This window comes from Alishewanella jeotgali KCTC 22429, assembly GCF_000245735.1.
Taxonomy (GTDB): Bacteria; Pseudomonadota; Gammaproteobacteria; order Enterobacterales; family Alteromonadaceae; genus Alishewanella; species Alishewanella jeotgali.
Genome location: NZ_AHTH01000028.1, coordinates 23,972 through 41,226, shown reverse-complemented (window position 1 = coordinate 41,226; position 17,255 = coordinate 23,972). Strand labels below are relative to the sequence as shown.

The following is a 17,255-nucleotide window of genomic DNA, read 5'->3' as shown; positions in this document are numbered from 1 at the left end:
GGCTTAGCCGGCGTTATTACTTTAAAGTCACGTCATGAGCTGCTTAGTTGCTGCTGAATATAATTTCGTACCTGTTGCTCCAACACCGCCAATGGCACACTGCCGTTATCCAACACTACCTGATGGAAAACTCGGATATCAAACTTATCGCCCAGCTGCTGTTCAGCCTGTTGCCGCAGCCGGCGAATAGTCAACTCGCCCAGCTTGTACGACAGTGCCTGCGCCGGCCAGCTAATATAGCGATCAATTTCCGTTTGTACGTTATGCATAGATAAGGCGGTATTTTCGGCCAAAAAGTCGATCGCCTGCTGCCGGCTCCACCCCAGACTGTGCATGCCGGTATCCACAACCAGCCGCGCAGCTCGCCACATTTCATAGGTCAGGCGGCCAAAGTTACTGTAGGGATCCTGATAAAAGCCCATTTCCAGCCCCAGATACTCGGCATACAGACCCCAGCCCTCGCCAAAGGCCGAGGTATAGAAGGTGCGTCGGTAGTCTGGTAAGTCGCCCTGCTCCCGCGCCAGGGAGATCTGCAAGTGGTGGCCGGGCACCGCCTCATGCAGTGTCAGAGCTTCCATTTCATACAGTGGCCGCCGGTTCAAGGCATAGGTATTCACCCAGTAGTAACCTGCCTGGTCGTCACGGGTAGCGCCAGAGTAGCGGCCAGTCGTATATTTGGGGGCAATCTCTGCCGGCACTTCCACTACGCCATAGGGCGTGCGTGGTAAGAGTTTAAAGAAACGCGGTAATTGGGCATCAGCCCGTTTCGACAACCAGGCGGCATACCGCAGGAGTTCGTCGGCTGATTGCGGGTAGAATTGCGGATCTTCACGCAAGAACTGCACGAAATCGGCAAAGCTGCCGGTAAAGCCGAGACTATCAATTACCTGCTGCATCTCAGCACGGATCCGCGCTACTTCCGCCAGGCCAATGTCGTGTACCTGCTGCGGTGTCATCTGTAACGTGGTGTAATGCTCCAAGCGATTTTGGTAAAAGGCTGCGCCATTGGGTAAGGTACTGGCAGCAATATCCTGGCGTGCACCCGGTAAGTAGTGCTGCACCATAAAATCGTAAAAGCCCTGAAATGCCGGATTCACCGCCGTCTCAATTATGCCGAGAGCCTGCTGCCGGAAGCTTTGCCATTCCTGCTCACTGATCAGGTCTGATTTGCGCTGTAGCGGCTGAAAAAACACGCTTTGCTCAGGCTGGGCAATATAGGAACTGATACTTTGCTCAAAACCCGCCAGCACTACCGCCGGCTGGGTGATACCTTGGTCCAGGCCCTGCTGCATCAACGCGATCTGTTGCATCATATAACCTGGAATCGCCGCCAGCCGTTGTAAATATTGCTGGTAATCATTGGTCTGCCGTAAAGCAGAGCGCTGAAAACTAAACGCCAGCGCGGTATGAAAGCCCGATTCAGAGGTTAACGGCATCAGATGCGCATTGAATCGATATTGGTCGATCTCATCTGCCAGGCGATAACTCAGGATAGCGTGATTAATTTTGTCCTGTTCGCTCAGTTGGTTCAGGTCAACCGCCTGTAACTGTTGCTGCAACGCCAGCCGTTGTTGTTGCCGTGCGGCCAGTGCTGCCGGCGACATATCGGTTAACGTGCCCGGTGCTGGCGTGCGCAAGGCGGTTTCAGCCTGCCAAATCTGCTCCGCCAGTTGGCTAAAGCTCGGTGCCACAGCGTCCGGGCTCTTACTGGCACAACCGGCCAATAGCAGTATCGCAGCAATCAGACTGAGAGGTTCCGCTCGTATTTGCATCAGTGACTCCCTGTTGTTTTATTTTTCTTTACTTGATTGTACCTGTCTGACCGCAAAAAAGCAGAGCACGGAACTGATTAAACCGGCACTTTATCGCTATTTTCGGCAATCGGCAGTTTGGCTTGCCGTGATTTTCATCACAATCACTAAATTATCTGTAAAAGATATTGCCTGTAATCTTTTATCACGTACTATAGGTTTGAAAGAATAATAAGATTGCGCTTATGGAGCCCAGATCCCTGCCATGAAGTACAAGGACACGATGCAGCAAGCTTTGGACAAAGCAACGCAGGTAGGTGCCTTTTTGCGCCATAACCAGCTTGCCGCGCATCCGACCAATTACACTGTTGCCTACGAATACATCAGCGGTAATAACGCTGAACTGTGTCAGGCAATAGAACAGAAGCTGGCAGCTAAGGCCGAGTTTGACGATTTTATTATGGCGGAGCTGTACAACCGCTATTTAATGCCGGAGCAGCAGCAACAGGAACAACTGTTGCAGGATGTTTCTGGCATGGTCAGCCGACTATCTGGCTACACCGACCTCGCCGCTGAAGCCACCGAGAACTTTATCGACCAGTTGGATCACACCGCTTTCAAGCTGGAGCAAGACGCCCAGCCGATGCCACCGGCGCTGGCAGAACTAAAGCAAGTCACCCTCGCCTACCGAAAACAGCAGCAACAGTTGAATCAGCAACTGGTGGCGGCAAACCAGCAAAGTCATCAGCTGCGTGATGAGCTAGAACAATTAAAGCAACAGCGACTGCAAGATCCCCTGACTGGCCTGTACAACAGGGTGGCGATGCAAAATCAGGTCGAGCTGTGGTTAAGCGAGCAACCTGATCGACGCATCGCAGCTATTGCGGTAGATTTGGATCATTTTGCCCGTTTTAATCAGGATTACGGCGCCACCATTGGCGATATTATTTTGTCTAAGGTGGCGAAAAAAGTGCGCAGCTATGTGCAGGAAAGCGGCATGCCAGTGCGCTCTGGCGGCGAAGAGTTTTTACTGCTGCTACCCGATGTTGACCTGAGAACCGCCGCCGAAATTGCAGAGCAGGTCCGCAAAGGCGTCGAGAAACTGCGTTTTGTCTCCGCCCGGGATAAGAAAAGCTTACCAAAAATCACTATCTCATTGGGTGTAGCGCTGTATCAGGCCTCAGAAAATTGGTATCAATTTTTATCGCGCACCAATAGCGTATTACAGCTGGCCAAACAACGCGGCCGCAATCAAGTTGCCAATGAAGTAATGCTGGCTGCCATCTAAAGCGTCCACTGTTGCATATTTTTTAACAGGATCCCCTCTGGTTGTTGGCTCTGCCGGCGTAATCTTTTACACTAGCGGCCTAATGTTCCCAAGCAGGCTTTGTTATGTCCGAACCTACCAATAACACCACGCATTTTGGCTTTAAATCTGTACCTAAAGAGCAGAAAGTTGCGATGGTCGCCGATGTCTTTCACTCGGTCGCCGCTAAGTACGACATTATGAATGACGTGATGTCGATGGGCATTCACCGGCTGTGGAAACGTTTTACTATTGACTGCAGCGGCGTGCGCGCCGGGCAACAGGTGCTGGATCTGGCCGGGGGTACCGGCGATATTACGGCGTTATTCTCCAAACGGGTTGGTCCAAGCGGCAAGGTGGTACTGGCCGATATTAATGAGTCAATGCTGAATGTCGGCCGCGATAAACTGCGCGACCTGGGGCTGGTGAATAATATCGAATTTGTGCAAGCCAACGCTGAAGCCCTGCCCTTTGCCGACAACAGCTTCGACATCGTCTCTATTGGCTTTGGCTTACGTAATGTCACCGATAAAGATGCTGCACTGCGCTCAATGTTCCGGGTGCTCAAGCCCGGTGGTCGCCTGCTGGTACTGGAGTTTTCCAAACCAGAAAGCGAATTACTCAGTAAAGCTTACGATCTCTACTCGTTCCGCATTCTGCCTTTTATGGGCCAGTTGATCGCCAATGATAAAGAAAGCTACCAGTATCTGGCCGAGTCAATCCGGATGCACCCGGATCAGGAAACCTTAAAGCAGATGATGCAGGATGCCGGCTTCCAGGAAGTCAGTTATCACAATCTGACCGGTGGTATTGTCGCCTTACATCGGGGCTATAAATTCTGATGTTGCCGTTATTGCCACAATTGCTGTGTGCTGTGGCAGAGCGGCTTAGCCGCAAAGCGATAGCGCTGGATCCATCCTGCCTGCCCAAACTGCGCCAGCTACAGGGCAAACAGCTGGCCTTCGCCTTACGCGAGCTGAAACTGACAATAGTGGTCAGCGCCGGTAGCGATAGTTTGCTATTTAATCAGCAGGACGAAACGGCCGATTGCCGGATCAGTACCGATCTGGCCAGTTTGCGCCAACTGCGCGACCCCAGCCAGTTAACCCGCCTGATTAAAGCCGATGCCCTGCAAATTGACGGCGACTTACAGCTGGCGCAGCAATATGCCAGTTTTTTCCAGCAGCTTGACCCCGATTGGCAAACCGAGCTTGCCCGCTATCTGGGGGATGCTCCCAGCCATAAGCTTTTGCAGACGCTGAGCCAACTCAGCAGCTACTGTAGTCAGAAATGGCAGTTGCTACAGCAAACGCAGCTCGAACTGGTGCAGGATGAACTGCAACTAGTACCGGTACGGGCGGAATACGAGCTGTTTACCCAACAGCTCAGCCAACTGCAAGGCCAGGTAGAGCAAGTCCGACGCAAAATCCAACTACTGCAGGAGTCCAGGTGCGCCTAAGCCGTTTCTATCAGATCCAGAAAACCTTGCTGCAATATGGGCTGGATGAGCTGATCCCTGCCCAGTGGCAACCCTGGTATGCCCGGGCGGCACGGCGTTGTCTGTTCTGGTTAAAAAACCGCTATCCCGAACAGTCTGTCGCCGCCAGACTGCGTCTGGCATTACAAAGTCTGGGACCGGTCTGGATTAAGTTTGGCCAGATGTTATCTACCCGACGCGATTTGTTACCGGCCGAGCTGGCAGACGAGCTGGCGATCTTACAGGATAAGGTCCGTCCTTTCCCTGGTGAGCAAGCCAAGGCACTAATCGAACAGGCGCTGGGACTAAGCGACATTCAGCAGCTGTTCGCCGAATTCGATATTACACCTCTGGCTTCGGCCTCAATTGCCCAGGTGCATAGCGCCCGCCTGCAATTAGCTGATGGCACTCAGGCAGCAGTGGTCGTTAAGGTGATCCGCCCTGGGATCGAAAAGCAAATCCTGGCTGATCTCGCCCTGATGGACAGCCTGGCCGTAATAGCGGCCCGCCTGCTACCTGATGGCAAACGTCTGCGGCCACGGGAAGTGGTTTCGGAATATCGCAAAACCATTCTCGATGAACTGGATTTACAACGCGAAGCAGCGAACGCTATTCAACTGCGGCGCAACTTTGAAGGCTCGGATTCGCTATATATCCCTTTTGTTTACGCCGATTACAGCCGCAGTAATATTATGGTCATGGAACGGATCTATGGTATTCCGGTTTCTGATATCGCGGCATTGGAAGCGCAAGGCACTAATATGGAGCTGCTGGCCAAACGTGGGGTCGAGGTGTTTTTTACCCAGGTATTCCGTGACAGCTTTTTTCATGCCGACATGCATCCGGGGAATATCTTCGTTGCGCGTGAGCATCCGGAAAATCCAAAGTATATCGGTATTGATTGTGGCATCGTGGGTACCCTCAATGCCGAGGATAAGCGCTATTTGGCAGAAAATTTTGTCGCCTTTTTTAATCGCGATTATCGCAAGGTAGCTCAGCTGCATCTGGACTCCGGCTGGGTACCCGCCCATACCAAGGTAGAAGAATTTGAAAGTGCGATCCGCACCGTCTGCGAGCCAATTTTTCAAAAGCCGCTGGCGGAGATTTCCTTTGGGCATGTGCTGCTGAATTTATTTAATACGGCGCGCCGCTTTGAAATGCAGGTCCAGCCGCAGTTGGTGCTGTTACAAAAAACCCTGCTCTATATTGAGGGTTTAGGGCGGCAACTGTATCCGCAACTGGATTTATGGAAAACCGCTAAACCCTTTCTGGAAAACTGGGTCAAACAACAGGTAGGCTTGCCGGCGATTTGGCGGCAGGTGAAAGAGAATTTTCCTTTTTGGGCAGAAAAAATGCCCCAGATGCCGGAGCTACTGCACCGCTATCTGGAGCAAGGCCCACGGCAACAACAGGCGCTGCTGTTGCAGTTGCAAGCGTTACAACAACAACAGCAACGTGGGAAAGCGCAAATTATTAGCGCGGTGCTTGCAGCAGCCAGCTTAATCAGTGCTAGTATAGCGCTTAGCATCAATTTACCGGTACTGGCCAGCCTGTTGGGGGCCGGTGCTATCGCCCTAACGGTTAGGGCGCTGCTGCACTAGCAGCAGTCAGGCAATTCCGAGGATAAGAGCATGGGTTTTGGTGGTATTAGTATCTGGCAACTGTTGATTGTATTGGCGATTATTGTTTTGCTGTTCGGCACCAAGAAGCTGCGCGGTATTGGCTCTGATTTAGGCTCAGCCATCAAAGGATTCCGCAGCTCAATTAAAGATGAAGAGCAACCGGAACAGCCAGCTGCCGAGCAAAAGCCACAACAGCTGCCAGAGCAGAAAAACACTGCTGCGAACAGCGACACGGTTAACAAAGAAAAAGATAAAGTCTGATTATGGGCTTTTGGGAACTGCTGGTTATCGCGGTGGTCGCCCTGCTGGTGCTGGGACCGGAACGGCTGCCCGGTGCCATCCGCAGTACCGTGAAGACAGTGCGCAGTATCAAACAGTTTGGCCAGCAAATGCAGGCTGAGCTGAATGACAATCTGCGCGTACATGAGTTGCATCAAAAGCTAAAAGACGCTGAGGCCAAAGGCCTGGTTAATCTGACTGCGGAGGAAACCGCAGCGCTAAAGGAGCTCACCGAAGCGGCAAATGCAGTGCGCCCGGCCAGTGCTGCTCAGGCTACACCTTTGCCAGTGCCAACCCCAGAAACTCCAGCACCAACTGCCGAAGAGACCGCTGTAAAGAATGAAAACAAAACCGGATCCTGACAGCCTGTTAGGTCACCTCGTCGAGTTACGTAACCGTCTGCTCCGCTGCGTTATTGCGGTCTTAATCGTCTTTGCCGCACTGGCTTACTTTGCGCGTGATATCTACGCCCTGTTGGCAGAACCACTGCTGGCGGTGTTGCCGGAAGGCACCAGCATGATTGCCACTGATGTTGCAGCCCCCTTTTTTGCGCCCTTTAAGCTGACCTTTATCGTCGCGATCTGTCTGGCTATTCCGTATATTCTGTGGCAAGTCTGGCAATTTATTGCGCCGGCGCTATATAGCCGTGAGAAAAAACTGATGGCGCCGCTGGTATTCAGTAGCACCCTGCTATTCTACGCCGGTATTGCCTTTGCCTATTTTGTGGTCTTCCCACTGATTTTCGCCTTTTTTACCAGTGTCGCGCCGGCCGGTGTCACCATCGCTACCGATATCAGCAGCTATCTGGATTTCGTGCTGAAGCTGTTCTTTGCCTTTGGTTTATCTTTTGAGATCCCGATCGCGATTCTGTTATTGATCTGGAGCGGCAGCGTAACCCGGCAGGCTCTGGCCGAAAAACGCCCCTATATTATTGTCGGCGCCTTTGTGCTTGGCATGTTGTTAACACCACCTGATGTCTTATCACAAACCCTACTGGCTATTCCGATGTGGCTGTTGTTTGAAGCCGGCCTTTGGCTCAGCCGTTTTTATCAGCCCAAGACTGATGAACCCTCGCAGGAACAAGAACCATGAAATTACTGTTTACTACTTCAACTTTCGCTCTGTTACTGTTAGCCAGCCCCATGCTACAGGCGCAAAGTTCGCTGGCAGCGCAATTAGAGCAGTGCCGTACCGAGCAAAATGCGTTAAAGCGGCTGGTCTGCTATGACGAAATTAATCTACGTACAGCAGGCACCACCGCCAGCCCGGCACCACAGGCCGCTGAACGCGCGCGGCAAGCCACTACTACCGCGTCAGCCACGGATAATTTTGGCAAAGAACATCGTCAGGTCGCGGCAGATCCGGTGGACCAACTCTATGCCACTGTTACCAAGCTTAGCCTGAGTCCACGTAAAGAAATGATTATTGAGCTGGATAATGGCCAGATCTGGCGTCAGAGCGGCTCTGGCCAATTCCCACTACAAAGCGGTGAGCGCATCTACATTAAGCGTGGCATGCTGGGCGCTTTCTATTTGGGCAAAGATGGCAGCAACCGCACCCTGAAAGTGGTGCGCAGCAACTAGGATGCGCTGGTTTGATGCCGGGGTAAATTTATTTAGCCCGCAATTTGCCGGTCAGGAAGCCGCTATTGTGGACGAGGCGCAGGCGGCTGGCGTAGAGCGCCTGTTATTAATTAGCAGTGAGCTGGCAGAAAGCCAATACAACCTTGGGTTCCGCCAGCAGTATGCGAACTGCTACACCACGGCAGGCGTCCATCCGCATCAGGCGGCGCAGGTTAGTAGTGACTGGCTGGCTAGCCTGCAACAGCTGGCGCTTCAGCCTGGCGTAGTCGCGATTGGCGAATGTGGCTTGGACTTTAACCGCGATTTTTCGCCGCGTCAGCAACAACAACAGGTGTTTGCCGAGCAGCTGCAACTGGCCAAACAGCTCGATAAAGCGCTGTATCTGCATGAACGGGATGCCTTTGCTACCCAACTGGCGATGCTAAACGAGCAACAAATCAGCTATGGCATCGCCCACTGTTTTACCGGCGATCGCAGTCAGCTCCAAGCTTACCTGGATCTGGGGCTCTATATTGGCATCACCGGCTGGCTCTGCGACGAACGTCGCGGTCAGGCATTACAGCAAGCCATCCACTATATTCCGGCCGATCGCTTAATTCTGGAGACCGACGCCCCTTACTTACTCCCCAGAACGGTAAGACCCAGACCAAAACGTAATACCCCGGCGTTACTGCCGGCGATAGCGGCGGAGGTCGCGCGGCTGACTGGCCGTGAGTTGGCCGAAATCGCAGCGCAAACCTATGCTAATAGCTGCCGGCTATTTCAACTTGAGGATCACTAAGTGAATACAAATCGCTATTTCCCTGCCAGCCGGCCCCGCCGGATGCGTGAACAGGACTTTAGTCGCCGCCTGATGGCCGAACACAAGCTAACAGTCGATGATCTGATTTATCCGCTGTTTATTGTCGAAGGTGAACAACAGCGGGAGAGTATCACCTCCATGCCAGGTATTGAGCGACTGAGCCTCGACCTGCTGCTTGAGGAAGCGAAAGAGCTGGTTGCACTCGGTATTCCTGCCATCGCGCTGTTCCCGGTGGTACCGGCAGCGAAGAAGTCATTAAACGCTGAAGAGGCCTGGCAGCCCGATGCGCTGGTGCAACGGGCGGTAAAACTGCTGAAACAGCAGGTTCCGGAACTGGGTATCATTACTGATGTGGCCCTGGATCCTTTTACTACCCACGGTCAGGACGGCATCATTGATGAAAACGGTTATGTGCTAAATGATGTCACCACTGAGGCGCTGGTGAAGCAGGCGCTGTCGCATGCTGCTGCCGGTGCCGATATCGTTGCACCCTCGGATATGATGGATGGCCGGATTGGCGTTATCCGCGAGGCGCTGGAAGACGCAGGCTATGTTAATACCCGTATTCTGGCTTACTCGGCGAAATACGCGTCCAGTTACTATGGCCCCTTCCGTGATGCGGTTGGTTCTGCTGGCAACCTCAAAGGTGGTAATAAAAAAACCTATCAGATGGATCCGGCTAACAGCAACGAAGCCCTGCATGAAGTAGCGCTGGATCTGGAAGAAGGCGCCGATATGGTGATGGTCAAGCCGGGTATGCCTTATCTGGATATTGTACGGCGGGTAAAAGACGAGTTTGGCGTGCCCACTTTTGCCTATCAGGTCAGTGGTGAATATGCGATGCATATGGCAGCCATTCAAAATGGCTGGCTGGCTGAACAACCGGTGATTATGGAGTCGTTACTGGCATTTAAACGCGCCGGCGCCGATGGCATCCTGACCTACTTCGCCAAGAAAGTTGCGATCTGGTTAAAACAGGCCGCCTGAGGCCGGCGGCGCCTCTGCCACGCAGCAGGCGCCCGGCAAAGCCCGCTTAATTGATACTCAGCTGCCAACCCGCTTGTTGCTGGTACTGGATTTCCTGTTCCAGCTCGGCACGCATCAAAGGGTGTTGTTCCAGCCAACCGTTCGGTAACACCAGTTCCAGGCTTTCTGCCTTAGCGCTGATCGAGACCTGAGGCAGGGCCTCATGTCGGCGTCGCATCGACAATATCACCGCCAGGCGCAGGATACGGGTCAGACGCACCGCCAGCACCACTGATGTCATCGTTTGCCGGGCCAGTACTTCAGGCATGATTTCGGCGCGATGATTATGTACCAGAGCCATTAACAACTGCTGCTGTGCGCGGGTAAAGCCGGGTAAGTCGGAGTGGCTGATAATATAGGCACCATGATGGTGGTGGTTTTTGTATTCGATTAACAGGCCAAGTTCATGCAACAAGGCACTGCACCGCAGCATGCTCAGGCCTTCAAACTTCTGCAGATCCCAGCGACTTTGTAATTGCGCCGCCAGTTCCAGTGCCATCTCAGCTACCCGCTGCGCATGCTGCTGGTCAATAAAATAGCGGACCATCAGACTGTTTACGGTACGGTGCCGGACATTGGCATCCTGCAGTTGTGGCAGCATACTGTACAATATACCCTCACGCAGCGCTCCGCCAGACAATGTCATGCCCTGAATATCCAGCTGCCGGAACAGGGCAATCAGAATGGCTAAGCCGGATGGAAATACCTGCTTGCGTTCCTGCGCCAGTCCAACCAGGTTTAGCTGCGGCAACTGGCCACAGGCCATCACCTGCTGCAAGATATCATCCAGCTTTTGCAGGGTAATCACTTCGTCTTTACCCTGAGCCACCAGCATTTCCTGTACCGCCTGCACTGTGCCCGATGCGCCCACTGCCAGCTGCCAGCCTGCCTGCCGGAACTCGCTGACAATAGGCTGAATTTGTTGCTCAGCCGCAGCTATCGCCGCCAAAAAGTTCTCTTCGCTCAGTTGCTGATCGCTGAAATAGCGTTCCAGGTAGGTGACACAGCCCATATTTAAACTGGCCAGCTGTTTCGGGCTAAAGCCCTGACCAATCACCACCTCGGTACTGGCGCCACCAATATCAATCACCAGGCGACTGCTGTCGCTGTTGGAGGTATGGGCCACGCCCAGATAAATGATGCGGGCTTCGTCCTCGCCGCTAATCACCTCGACTTTTTGCCCTAAAATGGCTTCGGCCTCGGTTAAAAAGCTGCTGACATTGCGCGCCAGGCGCAAAGTCGCGGTGCCAACGATACGGATATTCTGACTGGGGATGTCCTGCAGGCGCTCGGCGAAAAGGGCCAGGCACTCCCAGCCACGTTTCATTGCTTTATGACTGAGCACCAAGCTGTCGTTTAAACCGGCCGCCAGCCTGACCTTGCGTTTGACCCGGCCAATCACTTGCACCGAGCCGCCGACCACCTTGACCATCAGCATATGAAAGCTGTTGGAGCCAAGATCGATCACCGCATAGATATCACTATGCGGTGAAGGCGTAGCCACTTTGGCTGCGGTGAGATCAGGGGCGATTACGCGGGGCTCTGGCGCCATGGCTACTGCGTCCACTATGGCTGCGACCACCACTGCGGGCCTGGCCCGGGCGGCGTCTGACCCGCGGTTTTGGCGGGGTAAGATCGGTCAGCAAGGCATCCACGTCGTACTGGGTAACCGGGATCGGATGCTTGATATAGTCTTCAATCGCCGTCAGATTTAACGCATAACGTTCGCAGGCAAAACTGATCGCTTTACCACTCTCGCCAGCGCGACCGGTGCGGCCAATGCGATGTACGTAGTCTTCGCAGTCATCCGGCAAATCGTAGTTAAAAACATGGCTGACTTTCGGGATATGTAAACCACGGGCGGCAACATCGGTCGCCACCAGGATATCCAGTTTGCCGGTAGTAAAATCATCGAGGATTTTCAGCCGCTTTTTCTGGATCACGTCACCGGTCAATAAGCCAACCCGGTGACCATCGGCGTCTAACCAATGATAGACATCTTCACAGGCATGCTTGGTATTGGCAAACACAATGGCTTTATCCGGCCATTCCTCTTCCAACAGCGTTAGCAACAGCGGCATCTTATGTTCATGCGCCGGATAGAACAGTTCTTCACTGATCCGGCTACCAGTCATTTCTTCCGGCGCGATATGGATATGTACCGGCTGATTCATCTTCTCAAACGCCAGTTCCTGCACTTTATATGACAGGGTGGCAGAGAATAATAGACTTAAGCGTTCAGTCGCCGGCGGCATCCGGTTAAACATAAAGCGGATATCTTTGATAAAGCCAAGATCAAACATCCGATCTGCTTCATCCAGCACCACGACCTGAATTTGTGACAGGTCGTACAAACCTTGTTTCAGGTAATCGATCAGCCGGCCGGTGGTACCAATTAAAATATCTACACCCTGCTCCAGCGCCTGGCGTTGAGAATCATAGCCCTCGCCCCCATAGATCAGACCAAGCCGCAGGTTGGCTTTTTGCGCCAGCATTACGGCATCATTATGGATCTGAACGGCCAGTTCGCGCGTAGGAGCCATAATAATAGCCCGCGGTTGGCCTGAGCCTTTTGGCGCATGGGTCAGCAGATGGTGAAAGGTCGCCGTCAAGAAAGCCAGGGTTTTACCCGTACCTGTTTGCGCTTGACCGGCAATATCTTTGCCAGCTAACGCCAGGGGTAAACATTGGGCCTGAATTGGCGTACAATAACCGAAACCTTGCGCATTCAAAGCGTCAAGAACCTGGGGTGCCAATGCGAAATCGGCGAATTTATGCGATGTTAAGTGTGTTTTATTCATACCTGCCTAGCATAACTGTTACGCTTGCAATAAGAAACAGCCGCGATTAAATTGATAATAGATATTTGCAGTGTAACTGCACAGCCTGAACGGAGAAATAGATGAGCGAACATATTTTACAGGTTTCTGACGACAGTTTCGAAACTGACGTGTTAAAAGCAGAAGCGCCGGTACTGGTAGACTTCTGGGCAGAGTGGTGTGGGCCTTGTAAAATGATCGCGCCAATCCTGGATGATGTCGCAGCTGAATACGCCGGTAAAGTGACTGTTGCTAAGGTCAATATCGACCAGAATCCAAACACACCACCTAAGTTTGGTATTCGTGGTATTCCAACCCTACTGTTATTCAAAAACGGTCAGGTTGCAGCAACCAAGGTCGGTGCGCTGTCAAAAACCCAGTTAAAGCAGTTCCTGGATAGCAATATCTAAGCACAGTACGAAAAAAGGCGTATTTTTATACGCCTTTTTAAATTGTCTGCTGGACGCAGTCATTATCAGCTGCTATTGTGTGCAATAGCAAAAGTCCTGAACCACGCTTGTCTGTCGAAAAAACCAACTTCAATCCCTTATTTTTATCGAACCGATAAGCTTTTACTCTGTTTTTACCAACAAGAACCCATCAAATATGCATTTAACAGAACTGAAACTGAAGCCAATTAGCGAACTGGTTGAGCTGGCTGAGTCTATGGGCCAGGAAAATATGGCCCGTCTGCGCAAGCAAGACATCATTTTCGCCATCCTGAAAGCCCATGCCAAAAACGGTGAAGAAATTTACGGTGATGGCGTACTGGAAATTCTACAGGACGGCTTCGGTTTTCTGCGCTCCTCTGACAGCTCTTATCTGGCCGGCCCGGATGATATCTATGTCTCGCCGAGTCAGATCCGCCGTTTTAACCTGCGTACCGGTGACAGTATTTCAGGTTTGATCCGGCCACCAAAAGAAGGTGAGCGTTATTTCGCGCTGTTAAAAGTCAGCGAAGTGAACTTCGGTAAACCAGAACAAGCCCGCAATAAGATCCTGTTTGAAAACTTAACGCCGCTGCATGCCAATTCACGCCTGCGGATGGAGCGGGGTAATGGCAGCCGTGAAGATATCACGGCCCGGGTATTAGATCTGGCAGCGCCGATTGGCCGCGGTCAACGCGGTCTTATTGTAGCCCCGCCGAAAGCCGGTAAAACCATCTTATTACAGAATATTGCACAGTCGATTGCCGCCAACCACCCTGAGTGTGTGCTGATGGTCTTACTGATCGATGAGCGTCCGGAAGAAGTCACCGAGATGCAACGCCTGGTAAAAGGTGAAGTGGTGGCCTCGACTTTCGATGAACCAGCCAGCCGCCACGTCCAGGTTGCGGAGATGGTGATTGAGAAAGCCAAGCGCTTGGTCGAACACAAAAAAGATGTGATTATCCTGCTCGACTCAATTACCCGTTTAGCCCGTGCTTACAACACCGTGATCCCAAGCTCCGGCAAAGTATTAACCGGTGGTGTTGATGCCAACGCCCTGCATAAACCAAAACGCTTCTTCGGTGCCGCCCGTAATGTGGAAGAAGGTGGCAGCCTGACCATTATCGCGACGGCACTGGTTGATACCGGCTCGAAAATGGATGAGGTTATCTACGAAGAGTTTAAAGGTACCGGTAATATGGAATTACACCTGTCGCGCAAAATTGCTGAGCGCCGGGTATTCCCTGCTATCGACTTTAACCGCTCTGGTACCCGCCGCGAAGAGTTATTGGCGTCACCGGAAGAGCTGCAAAAAATGTGGATTTTACGCAAGATCCTCAATCCAATGGATGAGACAGATTGCATGGAGTTCCTGATCGATAAGCTGTCGATGACCAAAACCAACGATGAGTTTTTCGAAGCGATGAAGCGGCAGAAATCTTAATTCTGTCTGCAGCAAACAAAACCGGCTTTATGGCCGGTTTTTTTCTGCCATTTGCTGCTTCAACTGCAGAAATTTCGGCAGCAAAATTTGTCTGGCGTTCTGATCCAGCCAGTAAAACAGCAACTCCTGAAAATCATCAGCCTGCCACAATACCGGCAATACCTGATTGATCTCGGTGATCAGCTGCTGACTCAGCGGATGCTTATTGCAAGTGATATAGGACACCGAGTAAGGCGAGGCGCCGAGCAAGGCGGCACTAGCAATATCGCTGGTATAAGCCAGGTTACGCTGATAAAACTGCATCCGCTCAGGATATTCAATGACATAATCGATGCGTCGGGAATGCAGCAGCGCTGCCGCATTTAGTTCACTGGTAAACTCTGTCGCCAGCAGATTGCTGCCTTGCTGGCCTATCGCCTGTAGCATCACCTCGGGATAATACCTGTTGGGTTGATAGGCGCCAATCAGCTCCGGATGCTGTACCAGCTTATTAATATCCAACGTCAGATCGCTTTCAACATAGTCGGCGACCATGCTAGTACTAACATAATTTACCGCGAAGCCCGGGCCGATCGCCACCGGCAAAGAGTAATAACGGGTACTGGCCCGCTCCTCGGTATACAACGAGCCCGCGATACAGATAATTTCATCGCTGCGCTGAAAATGCGGCTCAATTCGCCCCAGACTGATTAAGCGGCTTTGATGCTGATACTGCGGCAGTAACGCCACTAACTGCTTAAGTATCAGGTCAAAGGTACCCTCACCCAGATGTGGCCCTTTCAGGATCTGGTGCGGTGCCCAATCTGTTTGTAACCAGACCACAGTAGGATTGCCCGCCGCAGCAGCTGCGGGCAATATTGAGGTCGCCACCAGATAAAACGCACTACTTAACACTAAAATTCCCTCTTGTGTTATCAGGGCGGATGCTGCAGAAATTCTGCAGCCTTTCGGTTAGCCGATAACCTGATGCAATAATGGGTAACTGACAGCGGCACCAAACTGACAGGCCGCCAGATATTCCGCTTGTGCTACAGCGGCAGCCTCGCTAGTCGCTGCATGCACCATCGCAATCGGCTCGCCGGCGCTAACCTCAGTGCCCGCGGCAACAATGTTGCTAAAACCCACTGCTGGATCAATTTGTTGTGCCGGGTGTGAGCGACCGCCGCCCAAACGTACCACCGCCATCCCCAAGCCAACGGTATCAGTATAGACCAGTTTACCCGTTTGTGGAGCCAGTACCGGAACAACCACCGGCGCCTGCGCCAGATAGTTATCCGGCCGCTCTAGTAAATCTGCCGGCCCACCCAAGGCACTGACCATTTTGGCAAAGATTTCAGCGGCTTTACCACTGCTCAGACTATATTCCAGCGCAGCGATGGCGGCGGCCTTATCCTGATAGCGTTTACCGAGTAGCAACATATTGGCACCCAGCTCCAGCGTCAGCTGGTGTAACCGTGGTTCGCGGTATTTGCCGGTCAGATAATCCAGTGTTTCCACCACTTCCAGCGCATTACCGGCGGTGGTACCGAGGATCTGATTCATATCAGTAATCAGCGCCCGGGTGGCGACACCGGCGCCAGTCGCCGTGTTAACAATACTGTGGGCTAAGGCACTGGCATCCTCTGCCGTGGCCATAATGGCACCGTTACCGACTTTGACATCCATCACCAGTGCATCCAGCCCCTCGGACAGTTTTTTCGATAAAATCGAGGCCGTAATCAACGGAATAGACTCTACTGTCGCCGTCACATCACGAATCCCATAGAGCCGGCGATCGGCCGGCGCCAGTTCACTGCTCTGGCCGACAATGACACAGCCCAGCTCAGGTAACAGCTGGCGAATTTTCGTCAGGGGTTGCGTACAGCTATAGCCCGGTATGGCTTCCAGTTTATCGACGGTACCACCGGTGTGCCCCAGGCCGCGCCCGGCAATACTGGGCATAAAGGCGCCACAGGCCGCAACCATCGGCGCCAGCATCAGGGTCACCTTGTCACCGACGCCGCCAGTACTGTGTTTATCCACCACCGGACCATTCAGGCCCGGCCATTGTAATACAGTACCGGAGTCGCGCATGGCCAGCGTCAACGCCACCGTTTCCGGTACCGTCATGCCATTTAAATAAATCGCCATTGCCAGCGCCGCAGCCTGGCTATCGCTAAAGCTGTCGTCGGTCAGCCCCTGCACAAACTGCCGGATCTCGGCTTCGTTTAACACGCCACCATTGCGCTTACGTTTAATAATTTCCTGTGGAATGGCCATTTATACATCCTTTTCAATTTTTGTGCTGGCTGCCAGATAGGTTGGCGTAAACGCATCCGGCAATAATTGCTGCAAACTCCAGCTCTGTTGCTGGCCTAAATGATTACAACTGGCGATCGGACTGTCTGGTAAAAAGAATTCGGCGATCACCTGCCGGCAAATACCGCAGGGCGGTGTAAGTTTCGTTTGCGGGGTATATACCATTAACGCCTGAAAGCGACGTTGGCCGGCCACCACGGCGGCGGCGATGGCATTACGCTCGGCGCAAACCGTACCGCCGTAGGAAGCGTTTTCAACATTACAGCCGGTGAAGATCTGACCATTTTCAGCCAGTACTGCCACACCAACCGGAAACTGACTATAGGGCGCATAAGCCTGCGCGGCGGCATCTTTGGCAGCCTGTTGCAGGGCTGCCCAATCGAGTTGTTTCACTATTTGAAACCCGGTTAACCAATGGGC

General features: G+C 52.7%; 18 protein-coding genes. 12 read left to right on the top strand and 6 right to left on the bottom strand.

Going from position 1 to position 17,255, the window contains the following annotated elements:
- Nucleotides 1-32: 32 nt before the first annotated feature.
- Nucleotides 33-1,772, bottom strand: a complete 1,740-nt coding sequence (locus tag AJE_RS09750) for a DUF885 domain-containing protein (protein ID WP_008950719.1) — start codon at nucleotides 1,770-1,772, stop codon at nucleotides 33-35.
- 262 nt (nucleotides 1,773-2,034) lie between these two features.
- Here AJE_RS09750 and AJE_RS09740 point away from each other — a divergent pair, with 262 nt between their 5' ends.
- The 10 genes from AJE_RS09740 to hemB all read left to right on the top strand — a co-directional run bounded on the left by AJE_RS09740 (nucleotide 2,035) and on the right by hemB (nucleotide 9,807).
- Nucleotides 2,035-3,039 (top strand): GGDEF domain-containing protein, encoded by a 1,005-nt coding sequence (locus AJE_RS09740; RefSeq protein ID WP_008950717.1) that lies wholly within the window; start codon nucleotides 2,035-2,037, stop codon nucleotides 3,037-3,039.
- A gap of 104 nt (nucleotides 3,040-3,143) precedes the next feature.
- On the top strand, nucleotides 3,144-3,899 hold the full coding sequence (ubiE, locus tag AJE_RS09735) for a bifunctional demethylmenaquinone methyltransferase/2-methoxy-6-polyprenyl-1,4-benzoquinol methylase UbiE (RefSeq protein ID WP_008609703.1): 756 nt from the start codon (nucleotides 3,144-3,146) through the stop codon (nucleotides 3,897-3,899).
- Entirely contained in the window at nucleotides 3,899-4,516 is a 618-nt protein-coding gene (locus tag AJE_RS09730; protein WP_008950716.1) for a ubiquinone biosynthesis accessory factor UbiJ, read from the top strand. Before ubiE ends, AJE_RS09730 begins: the two co-directional genes overlap by 1 nt.
- The gene (gene ubiB / locus AJE_RS09725) at nucleotides 4,507-6,135 is read left to right on the top strand and encodes a ubiquinone biosynthesis regulatory protein kinase UbiB (RefSeq protein ID WP_008950715.1); all 1,629 of its coding nucleotides are present in this window, start codon (nucleotides 4,507-4,509) and stop codon (nucleotides 6,133-6,135) included. The genes AJE_RS09730 and ubiB overlap by 10 nt, the downstream gene beginning before the upstream one ends.
- Nucleotides 6,136-6,165: 30 nt before the next feature.
- On the top strand, nucleotides 6,166-6,417 hold the full coding sequence (tatA, locus tag AJE_RS09720) for a Sec-independent protein translocase subunit TatA (protein ID WP_008950714.1): 252 nt from the start codon (nucleotides 6,166-6,168) through the stop codon (nucleotides 6,415-6,417).
- Nucleotides 6,418-6,419: 2 nt separating this feature from the next.
- Entirely contained in the window at nucleotides 6,420-6,797 is a 378-nt protein-coding gene (gene tatB / locus AJE_RS09715) for a Sec-independent protein translocase protein TatB (protein WP_008950713.1), read from the top strand.
- Nucleotides 6,775-7,527, top strand: a complete 753-nt coding sequence (gene tatC, locus AJE_RS09710; RefSeq protein WP_008609708.1) for a twin-arginine translocase subunit TatC — start codon at nucleotides 6,775-6,777, stop codon at nucleotides 7,525-7,527. The genes tatB and tatC overlap by 23 nt, the downstream gene beginning before the upstream one ends.
- A complete protein-coding gene (locus AJE_RS09705) occupies nucleotides 7,524-8,018 on the top strand; it encodes a hypothetical protein (protein WP_008950712.1) in 495 nt (164 codons plus the stop codon). The genes tatC and AJE_RS09705 overlap by 4 nt, the downstream gene beginning before the upstream one ends.
- A 1-nt stretch (nucleotide 8,019) precedes the next feature.
- Complete coding sequence (locus tag AJE_RS09700) at nucleotides 8,020-8,799, top strand: TatD family hydrolase (RefSeq protein WP_008950711.1); 780 nt, start codon at nucleotides 8,020-8,022, stop codon at nucleotides 8,797-8,799.
- Complete coding sequence (hemB, locus tag AJE_RS09695) at nucleotides 8,800-9,807, top strand: porphobilinogen synthase (RefSeq protein WP_008950710.1); 1,008 nt, start codon at nucleotides 8,800-8,802, stop codon at nucleotides 9,805-9,807.
- Between the two features lie 46 nt (nucleotides 9,808-9,853).
- On the opposite strand, the gene gppA is transcribed toward hemB, so the two are convergent.
- Both gppA and rhlB read right to left on the bottom strand, forming a co-directional pair.
- Nucleotides 9,854-11,398, bottom strand: a complete 1,545-nt coding sequence (gene gppA / locus AJE_RS09690) for a guanosine-5'-triphosphate,3'-diphosphate diphosphatase (RefSeq protein ID WP_008950709.1) — start codon at nucleotides 11,396-11,398, stop codon at nucleotides 9,854-9,856.
- Nucleotides 11,367-12,647: an ATP-dependent RNA helicase RhlB gene (gene rhlB, locus AJE_RS09685; RefSeq protein ID WP_008950708.1), complete on the bottom strand. Its 1,281-nt coding sequence runs from the start codon at nucleotides 12,645-12,647 to the stop codon at nucleotides 11,367-11,369. Before rhlB ends, gppA begins: the two co-directional genes overlap by 32 nt.
- 101 nt (nucleotides 12,648-12,748) lie before the next feature.
- On the opposite strand from rhlB, the gene trxA reads away from it, so the two are divergent.
- The gene (trxA, locus tag AJE_RS09680; RefSeq protein ID WP_008950707.1) at nucleotides 12,749-13,075 is read left to right on the top strand and encodes a thioredoxin TrxA; all 327 of its coding nucleotides are present in this window, start codon (nucleotides 12,749-12,751) and stop codon (nucleotides 13,073-13,075) included.
- A gap of 196 nt (nucleotides 13,076-13,271) precedes the next feature.
- A complete protein-coding gene (rho, locus tag AJE_RS09675; RefSeq protein ID WP_008950706.1) occupies nucleotides 13,272-14,537 on the top strand; it encodes a transcription termination factor Rho in 1,266 nt (421 codons plus the stop codon).
- 27 nt (nucleotides 14,538-14,564) lie between these two features.
- Here the strand turns inward: rho and AJE_RS09670 are convergent, their stop codons facing one another.
- Genes AJE_RS09670 through AJE_RS09660 form a run of 3 tightly spaced genes read right to left on the bottom strand, consistent with a single transcriptional unit; the run spans nucleotide 14,565 to nucleotide 17,228 of the window.
- Entirely contained in the window at nucleotides 14,565-15,431 is an 867-nt protein-coding gene (locus AJE_RS09670) for a hypothetical protein (protein WP_008950705.1), read from the bottom strand.
- A gap of 57 nt (nucleotides 15,432-15,488) precedes the next feature.
- A complete protein-coding gene (deoA, locus tag AJE_RS09665; RefSeq protein WP_008950704.1) occupies nucleotides 15,489-16,796 on the bottom strand; it encodes a thymidine phosphorylase in 1,308 nt (435 codons plus the stop codon).
- Nucleotides 16,797-17,228, bottom strand: a complete 432-nt coding sequence (locus AJE_RS09660; RefSeq protein WP_008950703.1) for a cytidine deaminase — start codon at nucleotides 17,226-17,228, stop codon at nucleotides 16,797-16,799. It abuts the gene before it with no gap.
- Nucleotides 17,229-17,255 lie beyond the last annotated feature (27 nt).

Bases quoted from the DNA above. Each gene is read 5' to 3' on its own strand.
- AJE_RS09750 (WP_008950719.1), bottom strand. From the start codon at position 1,772: ATGCAAATACGAGCGGAACCTCTCAGTCTGATTGCTGCGATACTGCTA.
- AJE_RS09740 (WP_008950717.1), top strand. From the start codon at position 2,035: ATGCAGCAAGCTTTGGACAAAGCAACGCAGGTAGGTGCCTTTTTGCGC.
- ubiE (WP_008609703.1), top strand. From the start codon at position 3,144: ATGTCCGAACCTACCAATAACACCACGCATTTTGGCTTTAAATCTGTA.
- AJE_RS09730 (WP_008950716.1), top strand. From the start codon at position 3,899: ATGTTGCCGTTATTGCCACAATTGCTGTGTGCTGTGGCAGAGCGGCTT.
- tatA (WP_008950714.1), top strand. From the start codon at position 6,166: ATGGGTTTTGGTGGTATTAGTATCTGGCAACTGTTGATTGTATTGGCG.
- tatB (WP_008950713.1), top strand. From the start codon at position 6,420: ATGGGCTTTTGGGAACTGCTGGTTATCGCGGTGGTCGCCCTGCTGGTG.
- tatC (WP_008609708.1), top strand. From the start codon at position 6,775: ATGAAAACAAAACCGGATCCTGACAGCCTGTTAGGTCACCTCGTCGAG.
- AJE_RS09705 (WP_008950712.1), top strand. From the start codon at position 7,524: ATGAAATTACTGTTTACTACTTCAACTTTCGCTCTGTTACTGTTAGCC.
- AJE_RS09700 (WP_008950711.1), top strand. From the start codon at position 8,020: ATGCGCTGGTTTGATGCCGGGGTAAATTTATTTAGCCCGCAATTTGCC.
- gppA (WP_008950709.1), bottom strand. From the start codon at position 11,398: ATGGCGCCAGAGCCCCGCGTAATCGCCCCTGATCTCACCGCAGCCAAA.
- rhlB (WP_008950708.1), bottom strand. From the start codon at position 12,647: ATGAATAAAACACACTTAACATCGCATAAATTCGCCGATTTCGCATTG.
- trxA (WP_008950707.1), top strand. From the start codon at position 12,749: ATGAGCGAACATATTTTACAGGTTTCTGACGACAGTTTCGAAACTGAC.
- rho (WP_008950706.1), top strand. From the start codon at position 13,272: ATGCATTTAACAGAACTGAAACTGAAGCCAATTAGCGAACTGGTTGAG.
- deoA (WP_008950704.1), bottom strand. From the start codon at position 16,796: ATGGCCATTCCACAGGAAATTATTAAACGTAAGCGCAATGGTGGCGTG.